Here is a 5,655-nt window from a genome sequence, read left to right as displayed (position 1 = left end):
TCATCCTGACTAATAGACATCTCCAAAAATTAAAAATAAAATCAATTCTTATCCATAAATTATCAATTATTCTTCTATGTTCCCTGTTCCCTGTTCCCTCTTTTCTGGAGATGTCTAATGATTAATTAGTTTGCTCCAAATGCGGGTAGACCTTCTTCAAGGCAAATACTTCTGTACAACGCTCCAACCTGTCAAAGATACTGTTGCGAAACTAAATAACAAAATAATATTAGTCGTGATATGGAGCGATCGCGCCCAAGGTTGTTTTGAATTAATCTGAGTCGCACTCCAAGCAGAAACTAAAACCAAAGCGACAACAGTTAAACCTGCGGGTAAATGGGCGGAATGACCCAGGTTACCATAATAGCCAATAGTCCCCACCAAACCAATTATAAGTAGCAAAATTACTAGAAATACCATTATACCACCAATAATATAATGAAATGGTCGTAACCATTGGGGGCGTTTTTGTTTGTTATGTCGAGCAAAAAACATCCAACCGCCTGTTACTGCTAATAATGAATAGGCAAATAGGGAAAGACCCATAGACCAAGCTGCTATTTTCCATAGCCAGAGAAAAGAAGGTAAATTCATGTATATTGATTGTAATGTTGACACCTTCTTAAAAACTAGACATGCGCTAGACATTTGCCATCGGTGACTGCAAATGATTTCAATACTCACCCGTTTCAATGTGTACTTGCACAGAAAGTTGATGTTCCGCCCATAGTTTATGGGTTAGGATTCCCTCAAGGGCTTTCCTCCACTGAAAAAGTTGAGTCCTCCGGATACGATGTAGTTTAATAAAACTAGCAACTCGTCGCCAATGACTCCAATCATGTTTGTTGACATCCTCTGGTCTCAACAAACACTGTGGTATTTTTTCTGATAATTTTAAGGCTCTACGGCCAATTACTAAAGCTGCAGCAGTGCCACTATTCAGGCCGTATTTAGCCATATAATTAATCATTCCAATTACACTGGTAAAAGCTGGATTAACTTTAATTAATTCAACTCCAAATCTTCTACAACGTGACAATATAGCTTCTCTAAACATCCCTGTAGACAAGTTAGAAAGCATCGCATTATAAACTTTACCTTCCTCGCCCATCTTGGATTTTTTCTTGGTAAAATCTAAGGACTCAATGGCAATAGCACACTCAAAAAAATCTGCTAATTTGACAATCTCAGCGACAATATTCCTCATCGTTGTTTGTCGAGACCCAGTAGTTTTATTTTTCCACTGGTAAGGTATTTCTTCTAAATATTCAATATTTCCATCCCATTTAACATCAGCAACTGAAATTGATTCTGCATTCAAATCAATACCAAGACAACCATTTTTTCTCGTATAAACTACTGGAATTTCTTGTATGTAAGTAGCTAAATGTACATACCAATTATCCTGTTTATGCTCCCTGCGAAAAATTTGAATTGTGATTGGTTTTAAATTGTTTATGGCATAATCTAAATCTGTTGCTCTATATCTGCCATCCCTATCTGAAACTGAAAATTCTAACTGTATTTTCTGACCATATTTATCCTGTAATGGTCTCGGTAGTTGAACTTGTAATTGATATAACCCATCCTCTTTTAATGGGAAAACTTTGAGCATAGTTCCACCCCCTGGCTGAGATTTTCCTACACAGAAAAATCTGCCTGAGCGTTTTTTTCTCCAATAATCACCCCATTCTTCTTGGGTTTTATATCCATTTTCTGCTAAATTATGTTGAGCATTAAATAATTTCTGTGTTCCAAAACAAATATGTAAACGTTCTGTATTTTTTAACTGCTTTAATTTTCGTTTCAGACTAGCTATTTTCTGAATTTTACTCTTTAACAAGAGCAATTGATGAAAAAATTTATTTCGGGCTTGTAGATGCGGAAAACCTTTTTTTGTTGCTAATTTTAATGTTTTTTCTAGTTTAGTGATGAGTTTTTTGGCAGCAGTTGTTTTAGCTTGAATTTGTAATTCTAATTTAGTGATATTGTTATTCTTAGCTGTTTTTAATTGGTTTAAACATGTTCGTGCTTCAGTGGCAATTGAATCAGCCCATGCCCATTGGAGGTTAAACCGCTTCATTAGATGCTTTTCTACAACGGAATCTGACCATTTCTCAGTTTGCATCCAGTTGACAGCAGACCGTTTCCAGGATTCATATAATTCTCCCAGTTCCTCAAAAACAGGATGATATTCAATTTTTGCTTCTATCCCTGTTAAGGAACCGTGATATTTGGCCATTACTTACATTGAATAACTTTACTGAAGATTAGCAAAGCTTGTCTAAGGGTGTCAACAATATTTGCTATAGCTTTTACTTTTTCTTTTGGTTAAAACCGCTACGGAATTGAAAATAAGGAAATATTATTTCTTCTCTTGGTCGATGGTCGGACAGCGAGGAGACCGCTCTTATCAGAGCCGCTCCGCTGTTAGCGCAGCTTTGCGAAGCGCAAACGCCATCCCACCCAACGGGTGCGCTGCGCTTTACATGTTGCGTAGCAAAACGACCGCTTTTTTCCCCTTAAAAGGGGAGGCTTCAAGGTGCGAATTATTTAATTATTAATTCTTCGGTAAATATACAGGACTTACGCAACGGCACTAATTATACTGGCGCAATAATGACCAAATTATACACTATATGTAGCGGTACTGCGTAAGTCCTGATATAATAATAATTAACACTATTTAATGTCGTTTTATTTTCGGACATTTAACTATTGTCCAATAGTTAAGGAAAAAAATCATGGGTACTAGAGAAGCATCTTTTTTATTAGGTATATCTCGTCAACGTTTATTAGTTTTATTAGCTCAAGGAAGAGTTAAAGGAGCACAGAAAAAAGGTAGATTCTGGGAAATACCAGTTTCAGAGAGTGGAATGCCTGTAATAATTCCAGCTCGGCGCGGTCCGAAAGGTATGTGGCGCAAGAGAGAATCTACTACACCAAAAATGATTCATGTCAATCAAAACAAAATTAAAAGTAATAAAGGTAAGCCTCCAACAGAATTGGAACCTGTAGTGTCACTCAAGCACGGCAATGATAACTATTATGGTTATGAGTTATATATTTCAGGTCCTTGCCAAATCGTCTATCGACCTTATAAACCAGCAGGTTGTGGCGCTCATCTGTGGATTAATACTTATCATTCTGTGCAATTCATAGATACTAAATCGAATCCAGCCACTGCAAGGCAATCTAGCAAACAAATTTTCATCTAGTTTGCTTTCAAAGATAGAATATCATCACTAAAAAATATTTATTCGCTCAGAGCAGCTCAACTGACAATAACTTCAGCAGATTTTGTGCTGTTTGTTTGTGGGAAATCGTCACAGTATTAAGGTAGAAAATTTTGATTTCCCTAATTTTTGAAATCCCCAGACTTCTCACACTCACCTAACTTCCCTAGTACTTCCTTCCTGACTCCTGACTCGGTGAGGAGATGACTCCTAAAGTATTAAAATTAATATAATACACTAATTCAGCAACGCCAAAAATTTTATCATGCCTACCTATACTGGAATTTCTAGCGAAGCTTTTCGCCATCCCTTGGACCGAGAAGCGGAAAATGCTTTACGCAGCGTGCCTGGGTTTGACTTGATTGCCAGCAAATTTGTAGAATTTGTTTACGAACGCCCACAATATGTTTATTTAATGGGAAATAGTATTCAAGTTGGGCCTCGTCAATATGCTAGTATCTATCAGATATTTCGGGGATGCGTTGGAGATTTAGATATACTCCCCGAACCTACTTTATTTGTATCTCAAAATCCTCAAGTAAATAGCTATTCTTTGGGCAAGGAACAACCTTTAATTGTCCTAAATACTGGTCTTTTGGACTTATTAAATGAGGCAGAATTAAAGACTGTACTAGCTCACGAATTAGGACATATTAAGTGTGGCCACCCAACTTTAAACCAGATGGCAATTTGGGCAATGGGTATAGCTTCTATGATTGGGGAAGTAACATTTGGTTTGGGTAATGTAGTCAGTAGTGGATTGATTTATGCTTTCTATGAGTGGCGACGCAAAGCTGAATTATCAGCAGACAGGGCAGCTCTATTAGTGATTGATGACCTAAATTTAGTTATGCAAACTATGATGAAATTGGCTGGGGTAAGTAGTAAGTATGCCAATGAGTGCAGTTTACAAGAGTTTATTCGTCAGTCCGATCGTTATCAAGACCTAGACCAAGATGGCCTAAATCAAATGTATAAATTCTTGCTTTATAATGGTGGTCAGGGTTTAATGTTGAGTCATCCTTTCCCTGTCGAAAGACTACGGTATTTACAAAATTGGGCAAATTCTTCGGAATATCGTCAAATTCGTGCTGGTAACTACAAAAGAGCTGGTGCTGAGGATGCTGTTGAGGTTGAAGTAGAGTCCCCAAAAAATGAATCTGAACAGTTGCGCCGTCAAATTCAGGAACTGCAAAAGGAAATTAATCGAATTAAGGGGAATTAAAAATATACTCTACTTCCTAAATTTATCCGGAAATTAGCTTGTACCTAGATGTAGTTAATAGTATGAAATATGGTAAGCATTTCCTCCGGAATGCTGCGCAAACAGCCATCAGCTATCAACTTTATTATCTTTAGTGGACCATTTAAACTCTTTGAACTATACAAAATAATCAGGTATTTATAATTATGTTACAAGATAAAAGTAAGAACGGTTATAGTAAAGCACCTCTATTTTGGGGTCTGAGTAAAGCAGGAGCGATCGCTCTGACAGTAACAGCGACGGTGATGGGATTTACTAATCCCCCTAGAGATGAATATGTTAATTATGCTTCTAATAAACTGGCAACTGAGATTAGAGAATCTGTTTGTAAAGACTCAAAAGTTCCAGATTTTTTGAGTGATTTTACAGGTGATTTTGTTAAAAGCTGTGAAAAGTTGATTAAAAGTCAAAGAACTACTATTAAAGATTTAATGGATAATGCCACTCAACGTCAGAATTTAATCTTATTTAGTCTTTATACTACTGAGTTTCAAGGTAATAGATATCAGACTATTGGAGCAGTGGGAAATTTTCTGACATTTCCACCACAGAAAATCGATCAAAATTAATTACAATTTATGCTAATTCAGCAAATTTTTTAGAGGCGTTTTATTTAACGCCTCTATCTTCTTTTTCAAAGATATCTAGAATAGATGTTCTTTCTTAGATTCTAACGAGTTTCTATACAAAGATTGAAAAGGTGATTTAACTTTCTCTAAATGTTTGAAATTAAGTAGGGCTTGCTGATTAATTCTAAAAGTATTGACTTATATTGGTTTTAGCGTTTTAGAGTTGAAAAAAGTACCAGCTTTTCGGTAGAAAGAGCTGCATAAAGCTAGTATCTTGGGATGATTATGGCAGAAAAATTGAGAGACAATTCTTACTCTTACCTCTTTGCTCATTCCCATTTCTCCCCTCCTGGGAGGGGTTAGGGGTGGGTTATCTCCTGTCTCCTACCCCTACTAAAAGACTTTTTCAGCAAACCCTAAGTAGGTCTAACACCATCAGTACATTACTTTCATACATTTGATAATCAATTTTACTAATAGTTTGATAGCCTAGTTTTTCAAAAAAAGGAACAAGGAAAAATATTGCAAAGCACTCCACTCCTGGAACTATAGCAATGAGCGCTGGTATATTTACAAATTGCAGGAT

The 5,655-nt window shown here is 36.5% G+C and carries 6 protein-coding genes; 3 read left to right on the top strand and 3 right to left on the bottom strand.

Features of this window, described 5'->3' with window-relative positions:
- Window positions 1-156 precede the first annotated feature (156 nt).
- Window positions 157-594, bottom strand: a complete 438-nt coding sequence (locus tag AC3DU7_RS23380) for a DUF4079 domain-containing protein (RefSeq protein ID WP_488041696.1) — start codon at window positions 592-594, stop codon at window positions 157-159.
- 79 nt (window positions 595-673) lie between these two features.
- Window positions 674-2,242 carry an IS200/IS605 family accessory protein TnpB-related protein gene (locus tag AC3DU7_RS23375; protein ID WP_488041695.1) on the bottom strand — a complete coding sequence of 523 codons (1,569 nt, stop codon included), beginning with the start codon at window positions 2,240-2,242 and terminating at the stop codon, window positions 674-676.
- Window positions 2,243-2,744: 502 nt separating this feature from the next.
- On the opposite strand from AC3DU7_RS23375, the gene AC3DU7_RS23370 reads away from it, so the two are divergent.
- From AC3DU7_RS23370 to AC3DU7_RS23360, 3 genes are all read left to right on the top strand, one after another.
- The gene (locus tag AC3DU7_RS23370; RefSeq protein ID WP_488041694.1) at window positions 2,745-3,218 is read left to right on the top strand and encodes a hypothetical protein; all 474 of its coding nucleotides are present in this window, start codon (window positions 2,745-2,747) and stop codon (window positions 3,216-3,218) included.
- A gap of 283 nt (window positions 3,219-3,501) precedes the next feature.
- On the top strand, window positions 3,502-4,461 hold the full coding sequence (locus AC3DU7_RS23365; RefSeq protein WP_488041693.1) for a M48 family metallopeptidase: 960 nt from the start codon (window positions 3,502-3,504) through the stop codon (window positions 4,459-4,461).
- Between the two features lie 185 nt (window positions 4,462-4,646).
- Window positions 4,647-5,069 carry a DUF4359 domain-containing protein gene (locus AC3DU7_RS23360; RefSeq protein ID WP_488041692.1) on the top strand — a complete coding sequence of 141 codons (423 nt, stop codon included), beginning with the start codon at window positions 4,647-4,649 and terminating at the stop codon, window positions 5,067-5,069.
- 406 nt (window positions 5,070-5,475) lie between these two features.
- Here the strand turns inward: AC3DU7_RS23360 and AC3DU7_RS23355 are convergent.
- A partial coding sequence (locus tag AC3DU7_RS23355) for a hypothetical protein (protein ID WP_488041691.1) occupies window positions 5,476-5,655 on the bottom strand: 180 nt, incomplete at its 5' end.

The sequence above is a fragment of the Okeania sp. genome (assembly GCF_983059655.1).
Note: the sequence above shows the minus strand (reverse complement) of the source record. Positions and strands in the feature narration are given on the sequence as shown.